Source organism: Pseudomonas sp. RL_105y_Pfl2_101 (genome assembly GCF_963970585.1).
GTDB lineage: Bacteria > Pseudomonadota > Gammaproteobacteria > Pseudomonadales > Pseudomonadaceae > Aquipseudomonas.
On sequence record NZ_CAXAPG010000011.1, the window covers coordinates 107217 to 125338 of the forward strand.

Annotated in this window: 15 protein-coding genes and 1 pseudogene; 11 read left to right on the plus strand and 5 right to left on the minus strand. The window is 60.6% G+C overall.

Annotation, left to right across the window (positions count from 1 at the left end):
* The 5 genes from AACY31_RS14890 (at window position 1) to yccS (ending at window position 8338) form a co-directional block, all read left to right on the plus strand.
* Window positions 1-1338 carry a TldD/PmbA family protein gene (locus AACY31_RS14890; protein ID WP_339477424.1) on the plus strand — a complete coding sequence of 446 codons (1338 nt, stop codon included), beginning with the start codon at window positions 1-3 and terminating at the stop codon, window positions 1336-1338.
* A gap of 109 nt (window positions 1339-1447) precedes the next feature.
* Entirely contained in the window at window positions 1448-2875 is a 1428-nt protein-coding gene (gene mdtD, locus AACY31_RS14895; protein WP_339477427.1) for a multidrug transporter subunit MdtD, read from the plus strand.
* Between the two features lie 350 nt (window positions 2876-3225).
* On the plus strand, window positions 3226-4563 hold the full coding sequence (dbpA, locus tag AACY31_RS14900; protein ID WP_339477676.1) for an ATP-dependent RNA helicase DbpA: 1338 nt from the start codon (window positions 3226-3228) through the stop codon (window positions 4561-4563).
* A 123-nt stretch (window positions 4564-4686) separates the two neighbouring features.
* On the plus strand, window positions 4687-5865 hold the full coding sequence (locus AACY31_RS14905; protein WP_339477430.1) for an NAD(P)/FAD-dependent oxidoreductase: 1179 nt from the start codon (window positions 4687-4689) through the stop codon (window positions 5863-5865).
* A 289-nt stretch (window positions 5866-6154) separates the two neighbouring features.
* A complete protein-coding gene (gene yccS, locus AACY31_RS14910; RefSeq protein WP_339477433.1) occupies window positions 6155-8338 on the plus strand; it encodes a YccS family putative transporter in 2184 nt (727 codons plus the stop codon).
* A gap of 123 nt (window positions 8339-8461) precedes the next feature.
* Here yccS and AACY31_RS14915 read toward each other — a convergent pair whose 3' ends face one another.
* Window positions 8462-9199 (minus strand): substrate-binding periplasmic protein, encoded by a 738-nt coding sequence (locus AACY31_RS14915; RefSeq protein WP_339477436.1) that lies wholly within the window; start codon window positions 9197-9199, stop codon window positions 8462-8464.
* Between the two features lie 262 nt (window positions 9200-9461).
* Between AACY31_RS14915 and AACY31_RS14920 the strand changes: the two genes are divergently transcribed.
* A complete protein-coding gene (locus AACY31_RS14920; protein ID WP_339477439.1) occupies window positions 9462-9914 on the plus strand; it encodes a GNAT family N-acetyltransferase in 453 nt (150 codons plus the stop codon).
* A 129-nt stretch (window positions 9915-10043) separates the two neighbouring features.
* On the opposite strand, the gene AACY31_RS14925 is transcribed toward AACY31_RS14920, so the two are convergent.
* The 3 genes from AACY31_RS14925 to AACY31_RS14935 are packed head-to-tail and all read right to left on the minus strand — an operon-like array spanning window position 10044 to window position 13014.
* Window positions 10044-10340: a winged helix-turn-helix domain-containing protein gene (locus tag AACY31_RS14925; RefSeq protein WP_339477442.1), complete on the minus strand. Its 297-nt coding sequence runs from the start codon at window positions 10338-10340 to the stop codon at window positions 10044-10046.
* Between the two features lie 4 nt (window positions 10341-10344).
* Window positions 10345-10848 carry a M48 metallopeptidase family protein gene (locus tag AACY31_RS14930; protein ID WP_003206376.1) on the minus strand — a complete coding sequence of 168 codons (504 nt, stop codon included), beginning with the start codon at window positions 10846-10848 and terminating at the stop codon, window positions 10345-10347.
* Window positions 10849-10890: 42 nt separating this feature from the next.
* Window positions 10891-13014 carry a putative bifunctional diguanylate cyclase/phosphodiesterase gene (locus AACY31_RS14935; protein WP_339492959.1) on the minus strand — a complete coding sequence of 708 codons (2124 nt, stop codon included), beginning with the start codon at window positions 13012-13014 and terminating at the stop codon, window positions 10891-10893.
* Window positions 13015-13335: 321 nt separating this feature from the next.
* Between AACY31_RS14935 and AACY31_RS14940 the strand changes: the two genes are divergently transcribed.
* From AACY31_RS14940 to AACY31_RS14960, 5 genes are all read left to right on the plus strand, one after another.
* Window positions 13336-14007 (plus strand): polysaccharide lyase family 7 protein, encoded by a 672-nt coding sequence (locus tag AACY31_RS14940; RefSeq protein ID WP_339477448.1) that lies wholly within the window; start codon window positions 13336-13338, stop codon window positions 14005-14007.
* A gap of 333 nt (window positions 14008-14340) precedes the next feature.
* On the plus strand, window positions 14341-15009 hold the full coding sequence (locus AACY31_RS14945) for a polysaccharide lyase family 7 protein (protein WP_339477451.1): 669 nt from the start codon (window positions 14341-14343) through the stop codon (window positions 15007-15009).
* A gap of 463 nt (window positions 15010-15472) precedes the next feature.
* Window positions 15473-15757 (plus strand): hypothetical protein, encoded by a 285-nt coding sequence (locus tag AACY31_RS14950; protein WP_053182665.1) that lies wholly within the window; start codon window positions 15473-15475, stop codon window positions 15755-15757.
* Window positions 15758-16440: 683 nt separating this feature from the next.
* Entirely contained in the window at window positions 16441-16719 is a 279-nt protein-coding gene (locus tag AACY31_RS14955) for a ribbon-helix-helix domain-containing protein (protein WP_339477455.1), read from the plus strand.
* Complete coding sequence (locus tag AACY31_RS14960) at window positions 16720-17034, plus strand: type II toxin-antitoxin system RelE/ParE family toxin (protein ID WP_339504703.1); 315 nt, start codon at window positions 16720-16722, stop codon at window positions 17032-17034.
* Window positions 17035-17514: 480 nt separating this feature from the next.
* Here the strand turns inward: AACY31_RS14960 and AACY31_RS14965 are convergent.
* Window positions 17515-17855, minus strand: a pseudogene (locus tag AACY31_RS14965) (class II fructose-bisphosphate aldolase); the annotation flags it as partial.
* Between the last annotated feature and the right edge of the window lie 267 nt (window positions 17856-18122).

Sequence of the window (18122 nt, forward strand, 5' to 3'; positions counted from 1 at the left end):
ATGAGCACCGTCAATACTCAGGCCGAAGCATTCAAAGTGTTGGTCGACTGGCTGCGCGCGGCCCTGCATGAGCCGGAACAGTTCACCTTAGGCTATGCCGCCGAGTCCTCGGCCTTCGTGCGTTTCAACCACGCCAAGGTGCGCCAGGCCGGGCAGGTGCAGCAGGCCAATATCAATTTCAAATTGATCGACGCCGGACGCCACGCCGACTTGCAGATCACCCTGTCCGGCGACACCGAGACCGACCTGCAACGCCTGTCCGAAGGCCTGCAACAGCTGCGCGAAACCTTGCCGCTGCTGCCCCGCGATCCGTATCTGCTGCTCAACCACAACCACTGGCAGAGCCATAACGTGCAGGACCATCCACTGCCGGACACTGAGCAGGCCGTGGCGCAAATCACCCGCGCCGCCGCAGGCCTGGACCTGGTGGGATTCTATGCGGCCGGGCCCATCAGCCGAGGTTTCGCCAGTTCGTCGGGAGCGTTCGGCTGGCACCAGGCCAACAGCTTCAACTTCGATTTCAGCCTCTTCCATGAAAACGGCCAGGCGGTGAAAGCCAGCTACGCCGGGCATGCGTGGAGCAGCGAAGGATTTGCCCGACGCTTCGAGCAGGCCCGCGAGCAACTGGCGTTTCTCGGCCTCCCGTTGCGCACGTTGCCGCCCGGCGAGTACCGCGCCTACCTGGCGCCGGCCGCCCTGGAAGAGATCATGGGCATGCTCAGTTGGGGCGGTTTCTCGGCCCAGGCGATTGCCAGCAAGCAGAGCCCGTTGCAGAAGTTCTACGCCCACGAAGCAGGCTTGAGCCCCAACGTGTGGCTGAGCGAGCAGGTCAGTGGCTCCTTGAGCCCGGCGTTTTCCGACGAAGGCTATCCCCGTGACGACCTGGAGCTGATCGCCAAGGGCACGGCCAATGCGCAACTGGTCAACTCTCGCAGCGCCGCCGAATACGGCCTCACCGCCAACGGCGCCAGCAGCTACGAATACCCCACGGCGCTGGACATGCAGGGCGGGCAACTGGAGCAACAAGACATCCTCGAGCAACTCGGCACCGGGCTGTACATCAGCAACCTCTGGTACCTGAACTACTCGGACCAACCGGCCGCCCGCCTGACCGGCATGACCCGCTTCGCCACGTTCTGGGTCGAGAACGGCCGGATCGTAGCGCCGGTCAGTACCATGCGCTTCGACGACAGCGTCTACAGCCTGCTCGGCTCGCAACTCGAAGGCCTGACCCGAGAGCGGGAACTGCTGCTCTCGGCCAGCACCTACAGCCAGCGTGCCACAGCCTCGATGTTGCTGCCGGGGGCGCTGGTCAAGCGGTTGACCTTGACGCTGTAAAAGAGCATCGCGGGCAAGCCTTGCTCCCACAGGATGTGCGCCGTACAGGTGGGAGCAAGGCTTGCCCGCGATGACGCCAACAGACACCCGAACACAAACCAGAGGCCCCATGCCCGACCGCGCACCGCTCGACGCCGTCACCGCCCGCTGGCTTCCATGGGTGGTGGCGATTGCCTTCTTCATGCAGTCCCTGGACGGGACCATCCTCAACACCGCCCTGCCCGCCATGGCCAGCGACCTGGCGGAAAACCCGTTGCGCATGCAGGGCGTGATCATTGCCTACATGCTCACCGTGGCGTTGTTGATCCCCGCCTCGGGCTGGATCGCCGACCACTTCGGCACCAAGAAGATTTTCTTCGGGGCGATCCTGTTGTTCAGCTTCGGCTCGTTGCTGTGCGCCTTGTCCAGTTCGTTGAGCATGCTGATCGGCGCCCGGGTCATCCAGGGCCTGGGCGGTGCGCTGATGCTGCCGGTGGGCAGGCTGGTGGTGCTGCGAGCTTATCCGCGCTCGGAACTGGTGCGGATCATGGGTTTCATCACCATCCCCGGCCTGCTCGGCCCACTGATCGGGCCGACCATGGGCGGTTGGATGGTCGAGTACCTGACCTGGCACTGGATCTTCATCATCAACCTGCCGGTGGGCGTGATCGGCTGTTATGCCGTGTGGAAGTTCATCCCCGACCTGCGTGGCAGCGAACGGACGCGGTTCGATGGGCTGGGGTTCCTGCTGTTCGGCGCAGCGATGGTGCTGATCACCATCGCCATGGAAGGCCTGGGTGAACTGCACTTGCCGCACCTGCGGGTGATGTTGCTGCTGTTCGGCGGCATGGCCTGCCTGGCGGCCTATTGGTTGCGGGCCGGGCACGTCGAGAACGCGCTGTTCCCACCGTCACTGTTCAAGACCCGGACCTTCGCCGTGGGCATTCTTGGCAACCTGTTCGCGCGCCTGGGCAGCGGCGCCCTGCCGTTCCTGGTGCCGTTGCTGCTGCAAGTCGCCCTGGGCTATTCACCGTCCCAGGCCGGGATGAGCATGCTGCCCCTGGCGGCGGCGGCCATGGTTGCCAAGTCCGTGGCCCGGCCGCTGATCGAACGCCTGGGCTATCGCATCGTCCTGACCGCCAACACCCTGGCCCTGGGCCTGATGCTGGCAAGCATGGGCCTGGTCAACGAACAGACGCCGTACTGGCTGCTGCTGGCGCAACTGGCGGTGCTGGGGGCGATCAACTCGCTGCAATTCACCGCGATGAACACCGTGACCCTGATCGACCTGGACGACGCCAGCGCCAGCAGCGGCAACAGCCTGCTGTCGGTGGTGGCCCAGTTATCCCTGAGCCTCGGCGTGGCCTGCGCCGGCGCCCTGCTCGGCGGCTTTACCGCCCAGGTGGGCAACGATGGGGTAGAGACCGTGCTGGGGGCGTTCCAGCTGACGTTCGTGACGGTGGGGGTCATGGCGATGCTGGCGGCAACGATTTTTTCCCAGTTGTCGCGCGAAGACGGGCGACGAGTGAAACGTCCGGATGAACATGTCGAACATTAACGGGCGAAATCCCCCCCACTGGAGCCTCGAAGCTATGTAGGTGCCGTGTAGGCGCTGTGTAGGAGCTGTGTAGGAGCTGTCGAGTGCAACGAGGCTGCGATCTTTCCCAAAACATTGAATCTCAAGCGAAAGATCAAAAGATCGCAGACTTCGCCAGCGCCTACAGAGCCCAGCGGGAGCAAGCTCCCTCGCCACAGGGAATTCGCCCGCTTCAGACCTGCGCCACAGCTCGTCCAGAACTTTCGAAGAAAGTGGCACGAGGCTGCTACACTGCGCGACATTTTGTTTTGCAGGCCAGTCCCGTGACCACCATTGCCACCGCTTTTAATACTTTGCCGCTGTCCGCCGCCATGCTGGCTAACCTCGAATCACTCGGTTATGCCCAGATGACGCCGATCCAGGCGCAAAGCTTGCCGGTGATCCTCAAGGGCATGGACCTGATCGCCCAGGCCAAGACGGGTAGCGGCAAGACCGCCGCTTTTGGCATCGGCCTGCTGAACCCGATCAATCCGCGCTTCTTCGGCTGCCAGGCGCTGGTGATGTGCCCGACCCGTGAACTGGCCGACCAGGTCGCCAAGGAAATCCGTCGCCTGGCCCGCGCCGAAGACAACATCAAGGTCCTGACCCTGTGCGGCGGCGTGTCCTTCGGCCCGCAGATCGCCTCCCTCGAACACGGCGCCCACATCATCGTCGGCACGCCAGGGCGCATCCAGCAGCACCTGCGCAAGGGCTCGCTGGTCCTGGACGGCCTCAACACGTTGATCCTCGACGAAGCCGACCGCATGCTCGACATGGGTTTCTACGACGCCATCGAAGACATCATCCAGCAGACCCCGGAACGCCGTCAGACGCTGCTGTTCTCCGCCACCTACCCGGTGGGCATCAAGCAACTGTCGTCCAAGTTCATGCGTAACCCGCAGCAAGTGAAGGCCGAGGCGTTCCACTCCGACGCGCAGATCGAGCAGCGCTTCTACGAAATCTCCCCCGAGGAGCGCATGGACACCGTGGTCAAGGTCCTGGCGCATTTCCGCCCGGCCTCCTGCGTGGCGTTCTGCTTCACCAAGCAGCAGGTCCAGGAAACCGTCGACCACCTGACGTCCAAGGGCATCTCGGCCGTCGGCCTGCACGGCGACCTGGAACAACGCGACCGCGACCAGGTACTGGCGATGTTCGCCAACCGCAGCACCTCGGTGCTGGTGGCCACCGACGTGGCGGCCCGCGGCCTGGACATCGATGCCCTGGACATGGTGATCAACGTCGAACTGGCCCGGGACTCGGAAATCCACATCCACCGCGTCGGCCGCACTGGCCGCGCCGGTGAGAAAGGCATCGCCATCAGCCTGGTGGCGCCGTCCGAAGCCCACCGCGCCCAGGCCATCGAGCAACTGCAGAAGTCGCCCCTGAGCTGGGACCAACTGGACAACCTCAAGCCCCAGGGCGGCGGCCCGCTGCTACCGACCATGAGTACCCTGTGCATCGGCGCCGGCCGCAAAGACAAAGTCCGCCCCGGCGATATCCTCGGTGCCCTGACTGGCGAGGCCGGCATCCCCGGTGCCCAGGTCGGCAAAATCGCGATCTTCGATTTCCAGGCCTATGTAGCCGTGGAACGCGGGATCGCCAAACAGGCCCTGCAACGCCTGAACGATGGCAAGATCAAGGGGCGCTCGTTGCGGGTGCGGATCCTGTAACCGATCGCCCCCCCTACAAAGATCCCTTGTGGGAGCGGACTGTGTAGGAGCAAAGCCTGCTCCCACACACCCCGCTCCCACATTGTTTGTCGGTGAATATTAAATTTGTGTGAGGACACCGTTTTGCGCTCTACCGAAGTCGTGATCATTGGTGCTGGCGCCGCGGGATTGATGTGCGCGCTGACCGCGGCCGCGCGCGGGCGGCAGGTGATGTTGCTGGACCACGCCAACAAGGCCGGCAAGAAAATCCTCATGTCGGGCGGCGGGCGTTGCAATTTCACCAACATGTACACCGAGCCAGGCAATTTCCTTTCGCAAAACCCGCACTTCTGCAAATCGGCCCTGGCCCGCTACACCCAATGGGACTTCATCGCCCTGGTGGCCAAGCACGGCGTGCCCTATCACGAGAAAAAGCTCGGCCAGTTGTTCTGCGATAACAAGTCCAGCGACATCCTCGGCCTGCTGCTGGAGGAATGCGAGGAGGCCGGCGTCAGCCTGCACCTGGACACCTCGATCACGCAGATCGAAAAAGCCGACGGCGGCTACCGGCTGCAAACCATCCTCGGCGCCATCGCCTGCCAGTCCCTGGTGATCGCCACCGGCGGGCTGTCGATCCCGACCCTGGGGGCGACCGGTTTCGGTTATCAGGTGGCGAAACAGTTTGGCCATGCGTTGCTGCCGACCCGCGCCGGCCTGGTGCCGTTCACCATCACCGATCAACTCAAGAGCCTGTGCACCGAACTCTCGGGCACGTCGGTGGATTGCCTGGTGAGCTGCAACGACCAGAGCTTTCGCGAGAACATCCTGTTCACCCACCGCGGCCTCAGCGGCCCGGCGATCCTGCAGATTTCCTCGTTCTGGGAATCGGGGGACACGGTTCAGATCAACCTGTTACCCGACCACGACGTACCGCAATGGTTGCAACAGCAGCAGGCCGAACGCCCCAACAGCGAACTCAAAACGTTGCTGGGCGAGTTGTTCACCAAAAAAATGGCCAATCTGCTGGCGGACACCTGGTTCGCGTCCAAACCCATGAAGCAATACACCCACGCGGAGCTGGCAGACATCGCCGAGAAACTGGCGAGCTGGAACGTCGTCCCCGCCGGTACCGAAGGCTACCGCACCGCCGAAGTCACCCTGGGTGGCGTCGACACCCGGGAAGTCTCGTCCAAGACCATGGAATCGCTGAAAAGCCCCGGCCTGTATTTCATCGGCGAAGTGCTGGACGTCACCGGGCACCTGGGCGGGTTCAACTTCCAGTGGGCGTGGGCGTCGGGGTATGCGGCGGCGCAGTACGCCTGAGCCTGCTTTTGTGGCAAGGGAGCTTGCTCCCGCTGGCTCTGTAGGAGCTGCCGAAGGTTCGGGCCGCGTTCGGACGATCTTTGGATCTTTCGCTTGAGAATCAAGCGTCAGGGGAAAGATCGCAGCCTCGCTTCGCTCGGCAGCTCCTACAGGCCATCGCGAGCAAGCTCCCACAGAGGTTCGGGGTACATGCCGGAACACTTTTTGCTGTCGGATGTGATCGTCGCCATTGCGTCGGCGTCATTACTGCCTCAATTTAGCGTCATTGCCCGTCAGGCCTATGCACTTCATGTCAGCGAACTCGTTTAGCCAATCTTTGCGTCGCCTTTGGGCGTTGGATAAGTTCAGTTATAGCGTGCGGGTCTTCATCGCCCTGACCGGCAGCATGGGGCTGTGCTGGTACCTGGATGAAATGGCGCTGCTGATTCCCTTGTTCCTGGGCATCATCGCCAGTGCGCTGGCCGAGACCGATGACAGTTGGCAGGGCCGCCTCAATGCGCTGGCCGTTACATTGGTGTGCTTCAGCGTTGCCGCGCTGTCGGTAGAACTGCTGTTCCCCTACCCCATCCTGTTCATCATCGCCTTGGCCCTGGCAGCCTTTGGACTGACCATGCTTGGTGCCCTGGGCGAGCGCTATGGCGCCATCGCCTCAGCCACGCTGATTCTTTCGGTCTACACCATGATCGGCGTGGACCAGCGCGGCGGCGCAGTCACGGATTTCTGGCATGAACCCCTGCTGCTGGTCACCGGTGCCGCGTGGTACGGCTTGCTGTCGGTACTGTGGCAGGCGTTGTTTTCCAACCAACCGGTGCAACAAAGCCTGGCGCGGCTGTTTCGCGAGCTGGGGCGCTACCTGAAACTCAAATCGTCGCTCCTGGAGCCGATCCGCCATTTGGACGTCGAAGGCCGACGCCTGGAGCTGGCCCAGCAAAACGGCCGGGTGGTCGCTGCGCTCAACAGCGCCAAGGAAATCATCCTGCACCGCGTGGGCAATGGCCGCCCCGGCTCGAAAGTCAGCCGGTACCTGAAACTGTACTTCCTGGCCCAGGACATCCACGAACGCGCCAGCTCTTCTCACTACCCCTACAATGCCCTGGCCGAGGCCTTCTTCCACAGCGACGTGCTGTTCCGCTGCCAGCGCCTGCTGCGCCAGCAAGGCAAGGCCTGCCAGGCACTGGCCGAGTCGATCCAGCTGCGCCAGCCGTTCGTCTACGACGACACCTTTGCCGAGGCCCTCAACGACCTGCACGCGTCCCTCGAACACCTGCGCATCCAGAGCAACCCGGCCTGGCGCGGCTTGCTGCGGTCGTTGCGAGCCCTGTCGGCCAATCTTGCCACCATGGACCGCCTGCTCAGCGACGCGAGCAACCCCGACGCCCTGGCCGACGCCACCGACAGCAGCCTGCTCGACCGCTCGCCGCGCAACCTCAAGGATGTCTGGCTGCGCTTGCGCACCCAGCTCACGCCCACTTCACTGCTGTTCCGGCATGCCCTGCGCCTGCCCCTGGCCCTGAGCGTGGGCTACGCCATGGTGCATCTGATCCACCCGTCCCAGGGTTACTGGATCATTCTCACCACGCTGTTCGTCTGCCAGCCCAGCTACGGCGCCACCCGGCGCAAGCTCGGCCAGCGGATTATCGGCACCTCCATCGGCCTGACGGTGGCCTGGGCGCTGTTCGATCTGTTTCCCAACCCGTTGGTGCAATCAAGCTTCGCCATTGCCGCCGGGGTGGTGTTCTTTACCAACCGCACCACCCGCTACACCCTGGCGACGGCAGCGATCACCGTCATGGTGCTGTTCTGCTTCAACCAGGTGGGCGACGGCTACGGGCTGCTGTTGCCGCGGCTGTTCGATACCTTGCTCGGCAGCCTGATTGCCGGGCTTGCGGTCTTCCTGTTCCTGCCCGACTGGCAGGGTCGTCGGCTGAACAAAGTGCTGGCCAATACGCTGACCTGCAACAGCACGTACCTGCGCCAGATCATGCAGCAATACGCCGCCGGCAAGCGCGACGACCTGGCCTATCGCCTGGCCCGACGCAACGCCCACAACGCCGATGCCGCGCTGTCCACCACGCTGGCCAATATGCTGATGGAGCCGGGGCATTTCCGGAAGGAAGCCGATGTGGGCTTCCGCTTCCTGGTGTTGTCCCACACCCTGCTCAGTTACTTGTCAGGCCTGGGCGCCCACCGGGGCACCGAGCTGCCAACCGAAGTACGCGAACAGCTGATCGACGGTGCCGGGGTGAAACTGGCGGCGAGCATCGACGAAATCGCCCAGGGCCTGGCGAGTAAAACGCCCATTGTGGTTCAAAGCGACGAGGAGGAAGCCCTGGCCAATGAGCTTGAGCAGATGCCCGATGAAATTGACGAAGGACAGCGGTTGGTGCAGACGCAGTTGGGGTTGATCTGCCGTCAGCTCGGTCCGTTGCGGACCTTGGCGGCGCATCTGGTCAAGGACACTGGCGAGGCTTGAGGGTTGTGGTGAAGGGCCGGCCCCTTCGCGAGCAAGCCCGCTCCCACAGGAGTACGCATTCCAAATGTGTGTGGGGCTTGCTCGCGAAGACGCCAGTCCAGGCAACTCAACCTTCAAATAAGCTCACATCCCATGTTGCTTGAGCAACCGCGCATAACTCCCATCCGCCTTCATCGCCGCGATCTCCCGATCAAACCCCGCCACGATCTGCTCGTGCTCCGGGTTCTTCAGGCTGACCAGGATGTGCAGGCTGTTTTCACTCAATGCCTTGGGCAAAAATTCCACGGCGTTACGCACCATGGCGGATTCACGGGCCAGGTAATAGCGGGCAACGTACTCGTCTTCCAGGGTCAACTTCACACGGTCGGCAGCCAGCATGCGCACCGCCATGACGAAGTTATGCACTGGGACTTTCTGCATCTGCCGGTCTTCATCGAAGTCCTTGGCATAGGCATAACCGCGCACTACGGCGATGGGATAGGCCCGCAGCTGTTGCAGGCTGTCGAACTGGACCGCTTCGTCCTTGCGCTTGATGAAACGTACACGGTTGAGCAGATACTCGGCCGAGAACTGGCCGATATGAGTGCGATCCTCGCTGTACCAGGCGTTGACCAGCACGTCATAGCGGCCCTCGCCGATGCCCAGCATCGCCCGGGCCCAGGGCACCAGTTCAAAGTCCGTAGCATAGCCAGCCCGGGCCAGGGCCGTGCTGACGATGTCGGTCGCCAGGCCACCATTGATCAACGTGGAATCGGTAAACGGCGGCCAGGCATCAGCGACCAGACGCAGCTTTTGCGCGCAGGCCTCGTAGCTCAGCAACAACAACCCGATCAATGCAAGAGCTCGATGCAATCGCGGCATGCCAAACGTCCTTGACGGGTTCAAAGCCCGGTTTGTTTTTAGCCGAAACTCAACGGATATCCTCAGATATCCGGTCCTAACATTAGCTTATTGGAACCGCTGCGCAGGGCTGTCACGAAGATTACACAAAGACGACAGCACAGCGACACAGGAATGATGGCATTTTAGCCTCTATCACAGATTTTCCACTCGACCGAGAAAGAGACTTCTGGGCCAAGCTCGCTTAATATCGGCATCAGGTTCTTCAGGAAATTCAAAAAAAATGGATATCGAGTGGGTCTGTAAACATCACAGTAACCTGAGCAAGGAACAGCTGTATGCCATCCTCAAATTACGGGCCGAAGTGTTCGTTGTCGAACAGAACTGCGCCTACCCGGACGTGGACGGCCTGGACCTTGAAGGCGACACCTGCCATTTGATGGCCTGGCAGGACAACCACCTGGTGGCCTACCTGCGCTTGCTCGACCCGCACTCGCAAAACAGTGACGTGGTGATCGGGCGCGTAGTCATCGCGCCGCAAGCACGCGGCCAGGGGCTGGGTCACACGCTGATGGAGCAGGCGCTCAAGCAGGCCGAGAAGCACTGGCCCGGCACGTCGATTTCATTGTCGGCCCAAGCGCATTTGCAGGGGTATTACGGGCGGTACGGGTTTGAAGTGGTGGGTGTGGAATATCTGGAGGATGGGATTCCGCACATTGGCATGCATCGGCCGTAGGAGCTGCCGCAGGCTGCGATCTTTTGATCTTGAGCTTTCGCATTTCGCTTTCGCTTGAGATTCAAGCGTCTGGGGAAAGATCGCAGCCTCGTTGCACTCGTCAGCTCCTACACAGCTCCTACGCGGCTCCTACGGGTACTCAAGCACCGCCTTGATCCGCTGCAAATTCCCCTCGATCCACCCCCGATCGATCGCCCCCCAATCGCGAATCCGATAATGCCCGGCATGATTGCGCGCGCCGTCCTCTTGCTCGAACTCACAAACGATATCCAAGTCCGCCAGCGCGGCGATGGTGTCCTGGGCGGTGCGCCGTGGCATACCGGTGGTTTCGGTGAGGGCCGGGACGTTGCTGGCGACGCCGCTGTCGATCAGGTAAGCCACGTACAAGCGACGGTAGAAGCTGGTCTTGGTCTTGCTGACATCCATTCGGTCATTCCTTATGGGGCTGCAGATCCCGCCAGGTCAGGTACACCCGCAGGTCGAATTCCAACTGGTGATACCCCGGCAGCATGTGCTCGCAGAGTTGGTAGAAGGCCTTGTTGTGGTCCGACTCCTTGAAGTGCGCCAGTTCGTGCACCACGATCATCTTCAGGAACTCCGGCGCCGCGTCCTTGAACAGCGCCGCAATGCGGATTTCCTTCTTGGCCTTGAGCTTGCCGCCCTGCACCCGCGACACCGCGGTATGCAGGCCGAGGGCGCGGTGGGTCAGGTCCAGGCGACTGTCGAACAACACCTTGTCGATGGCTGGCGCGTTACGCAGGTATTGTTGCTTGAGGTCCAGCGCATAACCGTACAGGGCCTTGTCGCTCTGGATCGGATGTCGGCCCGGATAGCGCTGTTGCAGGTAATCGCCCAGTCGGTCCTGGGCGATCAATTGTTGCACTTGGGCTTGCAGGGCGGCGGGGTAGGCCTGGAGGTATTTGAGCGCGGTCATCAAGGGGCAACACAGTCACAAGAGGCCGCCAGTGTAGCGAATTCAAGCCTGCACCGCGCTCCAGTCGAACGGCGTGGCGAAGGCATTGGTGTCTTCGGCCATCAAGGGCCGCGCCACGAGGAACCCCTGCACGTATTCACAGCCATGGGCCTGCAGCCACTCATATTGCTCGCAGGTTTCCACCCCTTCGGCAATCACCCGCAAGCCCAGTTGCGTACACAGGTCGATCACCGAAGCGGCCAACGCCGCATCCCGGGGCGATCCCGGCAGGCGGGCGATCAAGTGCCGGTCGAGCTTGAGGGTATCGAGTTCAAGGTCGCGCAGATGCGTCAGCGAACAGGGGCCCGAACCAAAGTCATCCAATGCCACCCGCACCCCGAGGTGACGCAGCAGGCGCAATTGCTTTTGGGTTTCCTCGGGGTTGCGCATCAGCGCATCCTCGGTCACCTCGACCTCCAGCTGCCTGGGCTTCAAGGCATGGCGCTCCAGGACCTGGCGCAACTCGGTCACCAGATTGGGCATGCCGAACTGAGTGCTGCTCAGGCTCACCCCCAACACCAGGTCGTCAGCGAACAAGCGCTCCCAGACTTTGCGCTGGGCCGCGCTGCGATGATAAATCCAACTGCCCAGGCGACTGATCAACCGCGCCTCTTCCAGCAAGGGCAGGAACAGGCCCGGTGGAACATCACCGACACTGGGGTGCTGCCAGCGCAACAACGCCTCGAACCCGCGGATCCGCCCATCGATGATGCTCACCTGCGGTTGGTAGACCATATTGAAGTCGCGGTTCTCGATGGCCGAGCGCACGCTCTCTTCCAGCATCAGCCGTGAACGGGCCCGACCGTTCATTTCATGATCGTAAAAACGGTATTGCTGGCGGCCGGCCCGCTTGGCTTCGTACATGGCGATGTCGGACGCCCGCAGCAACCCATCGAGATTGGCGCCGCAATCGGGGTACGTCGCGATGCCGATGCTGGCCCCCAGTGCGACGTCCATGCCTTCGATCTGCTGGCAGATCGCGACCCGCTCGATGAGTTTCTCGGCGATCTTGGCCGCTTGCTCGGGGAATTCCAGGTCCAACAGCGCCGTGAACTCGTCCCCGCCCAGGCGCGCCAGGATATCGAAGGGGCGCAGGCACGCCTTCAACTGCTCCGACACCCAGCGCAACACCCGGTCCCCGGCATCGTGCCCCAGCGAGTCATTGACCCGCTTGAAGCCATCGAGGTCCAGATACAGCAACACCCAGTTGCTTTCCAGGCGCTCGCTGCGCATCAACAGGTTTTCTGCGGTCTGGTAGAACCCCCGGCGGTTGAGCAAACCGGTCAGCGGGTCCGTGACAGCCTGGTATTCGAGTTGCTGGTGCAAGTGGCGAACCACGGACATGTCCTGAAGGGTCACCACCATCGCCTTCTGCTCCGACGGCAACGGCGCACAGGACAAGGCCACCGACACCTGCTGGCCGGGCGCCGTGCGCAGGACCGCATCATGCAATCGCCAGGTTTCACCCCGACGATAGGCGTTATGGATATCAGAATCGAGCCACTCGGGGATGTGCGGTTTCTGCAGGAAATTCAGCAACGGCATGCCCTGCAATTGCTCGGCAGTAGCATTGAGCAAACGGCAGGTAGACGGGTTGGCGAAGCGAATACAGCCATTCTCATCCACCACCAGGATGCCTTCGGCGGCATTGTCCAGCACCGAGGCATTAAAGGCCCTGGCCGCTTCGAGATCCTGGCTCAGGCGCTGCAAGGCCCGGCGATTGCGCTGGTGCTCGAGCAACGCCTGGACTTTGGGCTTGAGGATTTGCGGGTCGAAGGGTTTGAACAGGTAATCCACGGCGCCACTGGCGTAGCCCTTGATGACCGCATCCTGGGATTGCTCGTTGGCCGTCAGGAAAATGATCGGCGTGAGCCGCGTGCGCTGGCTGCCGCGCATCAGGCGCGCCACTTCAAAACCGTCCATCTCGGGCATCTGCACATCCAGCAGAACCAGATCGATGTCGTGTTCAAGCAGGAGGTTAAGCGCCTCGACCCCCGAGGACGCGGTCATCACTTGCCAATCCTGACGCTGCAACAAGGCTCGCATGCTGAGCAGGTTTTCAGGGTAATCATCAACAATCAAAAGGACAGAGCTGTCTTCGCCGAGCGGTGGTTGCACGCATTCCATGCTGCTTCTCTTATCGGGCGCCACGTCCGTTTTTACGTAGCAAAGCGGACAAATACTGTCCCCTCACTCTAGACCGGGATTGTGGAAAGCAGTAGGTATCAACGCGCCATCATCCAGACAAAGCCCGAAATAGCCGACTAACGGTCACCCTCCTCGGGCACAGAAACTGCAATGCCACCCTCGACGGACAATTGACGTCAATCATCCGCCGGAGGGTGACTCAAAACCCCCTTCCTGCGCGATCACCCCACCAAACGCTCGGAGTAGAGCCTCCCGCTTTTGGCACTCAGCACTTTTACACCCGTTACGCAGGATTCGACCATGATCGACCTCAACACTTGGAACTTGAGCATCCCCGAAGGCAGCCCCGCCATCACCATCGAAACGCCTCGGCTGGCCCAGGGATTCAAGGATGAATATTTCCACTCCGACACCGGTACGCTGTTCTTCTGGGCGCCGGTGACCGGCACCAAGACTGCAAACGCGGTATATCCACGCAGCGAACTGCGGGAAACCTACAGCGACGGCACCTTGCGCAACTGGCTGTACCCGGCGGCGGACAACATCCTGCGTGCAGCGGTAACCGTCAACCAGGTGCCCAGCAGCGGCAAGATCGTGATCGGTCAGATCCACGCCAAGGACAGCCCCCGTCCGATGGTGAAACTGGAGTACCAGTACAAAACCTATAGCTCCACCGGCAACATCGTCGCCAAGGTGCGCATACGCCCCGACGACGAATCCGGCCAGGTCATCACCATCGCCACCGGCGTGAAGCTCGACCGCAGCTTTACCTACATGATCCACCTCAGCCCGAAGGGTGCACTGGGCATCAGTGCGGCGGGCTACAACTGGAGAACCACTATCGACCCGACCTGGAAGGTCAAACCGCTGTATTTCAAAGCGGGCGTCTACGTGCAGGACAACACTGGCTACACCACCGAAGGCGGCAAAGTGACGTTCAGCCTGCTGGAAATCAAACACACCGCCCGCTAAGCGCACACTTCCCCGCCCCCATTAGCAGCATGGAACGCTGCTATCGGTCCATCCTCGAAGCCCCCCACTTCAGTTTTTTTGCCCGCGCCCGACGCAAGAACCAAATAGCCACCACCCAAGAGTTCCGAAAAAAATCGGGGAAGCCGACCAGCGGTCGTTTGACTCGGGCACAAAAGCGACAAACACAACTCTGACGGACTGTTGACGCCAACCCTCCGCCGGACGACCGTGCCAAACACTCGTCCGCGCCCCCCTTCCGGCCTCAGCAAAAGCGCGTCTTAGAGCCTCCGGCTGTGGCGTAAATCATTTCTTCTTCTCAGAAAGGATCCGAACATGGTCGACCTAGCAACCTGGAACTTGAGCATCCCCGAGGGCAGCCCGCCGAAAACCATTGAAACGCCTCGGCTGGTGGATGGGTTCAAGGATAAATATTTCAACTCCGAAGGCAGCACGGTGTATTTCTGGTCACCGGTGACCGGCACCAAGACAGAGAACGCCATTTACCCGCGCAGCGAATTACGAGAGACCTACAAGGACGGCACCTTGCGCAACTGGGTCTATCCCGACGCCGACAACCAGCTACGGGCAAGTTTGGTGGTCAATCAGGTGCCCAGCAGCGGCAAGATCGTGATCGGACAGATCCATGCCAAGGACAGCAGCAAGCCCATGGTCAAGCTGGAATACCAATACAAGGAAGACAGCTCCACCGGGAACATCGTCGCCAAGGTCCGCATGCGGCCTGATGACAGCGAAGGCAGGGTGATTACCGTTGCTACGGGGGTGAAGCTGAACCGGTCCTTCTCTTACCGAATTCATCTTGATCGTTCCGGCGATCTTGGCATTACCGCTGCCGGTCATAGTTGGTACACCACCGTCGGTGGCGCCTGGCGCGACAAGCCGTTGTATTTCAAGGCTGGGGTGTATGTGCAGGACAACAGCGGTTACACCAGCGAAGGTGGAAAAGTGACGTTCAGCGTGCTGGATATCGATCACAACACCTGAAATTTCACTTCCGATAATCTCGTAGGAAATCCCCTCTTGTGGCGAGGGGATTTATCCCCGCTGGGCTGCGAAGCAGCCCCCTCTTTCCGTCAGCCCCACCGCATGTGCCGACTTTACGGCGGCTGCGCCCCCCGAGCGGGAGCAAGCTCCCTCGCCACAGGGGGGCGGTGCGTCCTACAGGTCGATTTTGGTCTCGAAAATCTCCTCTATAGTTCGGCTTGTCTGCTGGCTTTGGTCAGTGGGCGGGGGTTTCGCAGCCCTGGTGAGTTAGAATCACGACCGTCAAAAATCGACATAGGCGAATCCTGCCTACGTTCGGCTTTTCATGGCGGCTGTGTGTGGGAGATCTTCGGGTCTGCCGGGTTTCTCTAACTCCTCGGTCTGCGAACCCGCACATGGCTGCCACCCAATTTGTTTCGCAGCAAACGGTGGTAAGTACTTTTTCTTGAGTTAGAGGTTTGTCATGAAAACTGAACAATTGCTAAGCCGTTTCACGCCACTTACCCCGATCGCCACCACCCAACCCATCCTGTTCATCGACAGCACCGCCCCATTGACTGAACTCCACGCCTGCGCCAGCGAACGCTTACATGCCACGCTCGACTACTTGACGCTCATGGCCTGCGCCACCCTGCGCGATTCGGCCGCCAGCGACTTCAATACCCTCACCAACGTCGCCCGGATCCTGGTTCAGGATGTCACCGATGTGTTTGGTGTCATTGAACAGCGCGGCCTCGAAGGAGAATAGAATATTGCGGGCATATCCATTGCTGCGGTAACGGCTGCTTAGGGTTCCGCCCTGACGGCGGGTCACTTTCGAAAAGCGCGAAAGTAACCAAAGCGCTCCTGCCCCACCACTCGGTGCCTCGCCTAGGCTCGGCATGCCCTCACTCCGGCATTGCTCCGTGGGCCCGCCGCGAAGGGCCATCCATGGCCCAGCGCGGCTACCTCGGCATCCATGCCGAGGTGCCCACTGCGCAATGCCTGCGTTCGGCCATCGTGGTTAACGGGGCGCCGAGATCAACGTCCTTTCCGAGGCGGCCTAGTAGCCGACCTGGCTCTTGCGGTCGTATACCCATCAGCTCTGTTTGAGCAGGACCTGTGGGAGCAAAGCTTGCTCGCGAGGCGCGCCTGACAGCCGACCTGGCTCTCCCGGTCGTACACCCATCAGCTCTGTTTGAGCAGGACCTGTGGGAGCAAAGCTTGCTCGCGAGGCGGCCTGACAGGCGACTTGGCTCTCATGGTCGTGATCCGATCCAGTTGTGCGAGCCTGCTCGCGAAGAGGCCGGTACATTCATCGATTGAACCACCGCCATCGCGAGCAAGCCCATCTCTAATCCCCCTGCAAAGTCGTCAAGGATGACAGGAGGTCATGTGCATATTCTTTTGAGCAGAGTAGGATTAAATCCCATCTTATCCAGGAGGCTTATCATGCGTAGCACTCAACAGTTCAGCATCACGCTGCCTAACCAAATGGCTGACGTAGTGAAAGCCAAGGTGGCTGCAGGCGAGTACGCCACTGAAAGTGAAGTCATTCGTGATGGCCTCCGGGCGCTGTTGGCTCGTGATCGTGCTTTGGAAAACTGGCTCCTAGGCCAAGTAGCCCCAGCTTACGACGCCTTGAAAGCTGACCCCTCGCGGACCCTAAGCATTGATGAGGTGCGCTCCCGATTGGCGGCAGAGCACCAGAACACCACTGTAAAATCGTAAATGGCCTATACCGTCGAGTTTGCACCGGAAGCCCTTGAGCAGTTAGCTGCGCTCTATCGCTACATTGCCACAGCGGCGTCGCCGGAAATTGCCCATCGGTATACCGACGCCATCGTGTCCTACTGTGAAGAGCTACAGACATTCCCGCACCGAGGGAACCAGAGGGACGATATACGCCCGGGTTTGCGCATCACAAACTACCGTAAACGGACCGTGATCGCCTTTGCCGTTGAAGCCGATCAGGTTTCCATTTTGGGCGTTTTTTACGGCGGACAGGACTTTGAGGGCGCTTTGCAGAGTGATCTGGACGATTGACGCAAGCCCGCCCGCGAAGAGGCCGGCACATTCAGCATTGATGCAAGCAGACCCACCGCCATCGCGAGCAAGCTTTGCTCCCACAGATCTAACGGGTGTACGACCGGGAGAGCCAGGTCGGCTGTTAGGCCGCCTCGCGGTGGACGTTGATCTCGGGCGCCCCGTTAACCACGATGGCCGAACGCAGGTATTGCGCAGTGGGCATCCCGGCATGGATGCCGGGATAGCCGCGCTGGGCCATGGATGGCCCTTCGCGGCGGGCCCACGGAGCAATGCCGGAGTGAGGGCATGCCGAGCCCTAGCGAGGCACCGAGTGGTGGGGCAAAAGCGTTTTGCTTACTTTTGCGCTCTTCAAAAGTGAGCCGCCGTAAGGGCGGAACCATAAGTAGCCGTTACAAAAAAACGGATATACACACAAAGCCAAGAAACCCACCCATAGAAAACCCGCATCACTGCGGGTTTTCTAACAACGCTAAAACATCAATTAACCTTAGCGTTCAACTCACCCTTCAAATACCGCTGATACATAGCCCCCGGAGAAATCGGCTTGATCTTCGAAGCATTACCCGCCGTACCAAACGCCTCATAACGCGCAATACAAACATCCCGCATCGCCGTCACGGTCGCGCCCAAGAATTTACGCGGGTCAAACTCGCCAGGGTTGGTCGCCATCAACCGACGCATCGCACCAGTAGAAGCCAGACGCAAACCGGTATCGATATTGACCTTGCGCACACCGTGCTCGATACCTACGACGATCTCCTCACCGGCACGCCGCAGGTCTCCTTGATGTCGCCACCGTACGCATCCTCGGTAGCCAACTGAATGAATCTCTCCGCACCGTAGCCGTCGCCAATCAGTATCGATTTTTAAATCCGTCCCGTTTTTTTGGTCCCGTTTTTTTGCCCGTTTTGTCCGTCAGGTGAGTTTATGGAGCGATACCGAAAATCCCTAAAATGCCTTATTCGCTTTTGCCGAAAATCAAATTCAAAGCTGCACATAAGATTCTAAAAAACTGTCATTTCCTACAGGTTCATAAAACCTCTGACTTCGTAAAATTCTACGTACGCGACAAGGATATATTTTCT

Coding starts and splice junctions, on each gene's coding strand:
- AACY31_RS14890 (WP_339477424.1), top strand. CDS start 1: ATGAGCACCGTCAATACTCAGGCCGAAGCATTCAAAGTGTTGGTCGAC.
- mdtD (WP_339477427.1), top strand. CDS start 1,448: ATGCCCGACCGCGCACCGCTCGACGCCGTCACCGCCCGCTGGCTTCCA.
- dbpA (WP_339477676.1), top strand. CDS start 3,226: ATGCTGGCTAACCTCGAATCACTCGGTTATGCCCAGATGACGCCGATC.
- yccS (WP_339477433.1), top strand. CDS start 6,155: ATGTCAGCGAACTCGTTTAGCCAATCTTTGCGTCGCCTTTGGGCGTTG.
- AACY31_RS14915 (WP_339477436.1), bottom strand. CDS start 9,199: ATGCCGCGATTGCATCGAGCTCTTGCATTGATCGGGTTGTTGTTGCTG.
- AACY31_RS14920 (WP_339477439.1), top strand. CDS start 9,462: ATGGATATCGAGTGGGTCTGTAAACATCACAGTAACCTGAGCAAGGAA.
- AACY31_RS14925 (WP_339477442.1), bottom strand. CDS start 10,340: ATGGATGTCAGCAAGACCAAGACCAGCTTCTACCGTCGCTTGTACGTG.
- AACY31_RS14930 (WP_003206376.1), bottom strand. CDS start 10,848: ATGACCGCGCTCAAATACCTCCAGGCCTACCCCGCCGCCCTGCAAGCC.
- AACY31_RS14935 (WP_339492959.1), bottom strand. CDS start 13,014: ATGGAATGCGTGCAACCACCGCTCGGCGAAGACAGCTCTGTCCTTTTG.
- AACY31_RS14940 (WP_339477448.1), top strand. CDS start 13,336: ATGATCGACCTCAACACTTGGAACTTGAGCATCCCCGAAGGCAGCCCC.
- AACY31_RS14945 (WP_339477451.1), top strand. CDS start 14,341: ATGGTCGACCTAGCAACCTGGAACTTGAGCATCCCCGAGGGCAGCCCG.
- AACY31_RS14950 (WP_053182665.1), top strand. CDS start 15,473: ATGAAAACTGAACAATTGCTAAGCCGTTTCACGCCACTTACCCCGATC.
- AACY31_RS14955 (WP_339477455.1), top strand. CDS start 16,441: ATGCGTAGCACTCAACAGTTCAGCATCACGCTGCCTAACCAAATGGCT.
- AACY31_RS14960 (WP_339504703.1), top strand. CDS start 16,720: ATGGCCTATACCGTCGAGTTTGCACCGGAAGCCCTTGAGCAGTTAGCT.